Below are 1,569 nucleotides of genomic sequence, written 5' to 3' on the forward strand. Positions count from 1 at the left end.
TAAAGTCTCTAGCTGCTGCCCCCCCCCCCGCGGAGGATATCCAGACTTCGCTTCGCTATGTCATGATCCGCTTCTCCATCGGTGGTTGCAAGTCCACATCATCCATCCCGGAGTGCAACAGTCTCTTCGCGGTCGGGCGCTTGCCATGGCCGTTGGGCCGATCACCTGCCGCAGTATGGGCATTCACGTGCAAAGGGTAGAGCTTCAACAAGCGTAACGAGGTTGTCACCACCTCACCTTTAGTCCCGAAGTCTCCGATCCCTCCGCCTCCCGGGAGGACTGTTTCGCCGCCATTGTGCGGGCGAACCTGGTGTAAACCTGCGCGCTTAGGCTGGCAGCCGACTCTGCATCAGCGCCCGATGTTCTGGCACGTCAGCCGCCTTGGCCATAAAGTGGGTGCCATCGCGCCACAGGCTGAACATGATGATCGCCAGCTTCCGCGCCAGCGCGACCTTCGCCTTGTTGAAGCCGATCCGCTTGCTGAGTTTGAGGCCCCAGTCCTTGAGCGTGCTGAACGACCGGGTGTTCGACAGCATGACGGTCGCGGCGCCGACCAGATGCGTGCGGGTGAGCTGGTTGCCCATCTTGCTGATCCCGCCGTGCGTCAGGCTCTCGCCCGACTGGTAGACGCGCGGGGTCAGGCCCAGATAGGCGGCGACGTCGTCAACATGCCGGAAGCGCGTCGGGTCCTCGATCGCACTGTAGAACGATACGGCGGTGATCGTGCCGACGCCGGGGATCTCCATGAACCGCCTGCAGACAGGGTTCGACGCAGCGAGCAGTTCCAGCTCGCGCTCGATGCGGTTGGCCTCGACGTAGAAGCCTTCGCACAGGTCGAGCAACGGTATGACCCGTGGCCGCAGATCGATACCCTCGGCGTCGGCGATCAGGCACATCTGGTCGATGGCGCGACTGCGATAGCTGGCCGCAGTTTCCGTCCCGCCCTCGATCCGTCCGCCATAGACGCGCACCAGGCCGCGGATCATCGCCTCGGTCTCCCGGCGCTGCTTCACCAAGCGGTCGCGCATGGTGAGATAGGCCCTGATCTCAAAGCACAGGTTCGATTTGACGTAGACCTCGGTCAGATATTCCCTGCCCGTACGCGTGATCTCGGCAATGCCACGAGCATCGTTCGTGTCAGTCTTGTTCCGCTTGACCGACAACACACGGTGCACCTGCCGCGCATCGAGCACCGTTACCTGGAAGCCCTGCGCGCGCAGCTTGGTCGTCAGATGCGGTGCTAAGCCACCGCTTTCCATGCCGATCAGGGTCACATGCGATTTGAAATTCTTACGCAGATACCGTCCGATCTCGGTAGCGCTGCTCTTCATCGAGACTTGGTGAACAATCGCGCCGTCGCAATCGACCACGCAGACTGCGGTATTCTTGTAACCCACGTCCAGACCCACCCAAAAACGAGCTGTCGACGGATCCGCCTCTGCCCGCTCCATCGCCGTCACATAGGCCGGCGTCACTATCTTCTTCGACATGATCGCTTCCTTCCCTGCCAACATGTGGTCAGAAAAGGATACCCTCGCCTCGAGCGCCGGGCAGCAGCTATCCCACAAG

General features: G+C 61.5%; 1 protein-coding gene. It reads right to left on the bottom strand.

Features of this window, described 5'->3' with window-relative positions; translation table 11 throughout:
* Positions 1 to 326: 326 nt before the first annotated feature.
* A partial coding sequence (locus K7W03_RS27410; protein WP_226870570.1) for an IS110 family transposase occupies positions 327 to 1,569 on the bottom strand: 1,243 nt, incomplete at its 5' end.

This window comes from Sphingobium sp. PNB (assembly GCF_019873065.1).
In the GTDB taxonomy this organism is placed as follows: Bacteria; Pseudomonadota; Alphaproteobacteria; order Sphingomonadales; family Sphingomonadaceae; genus Sphingobium; species Sphingobium fuliginis.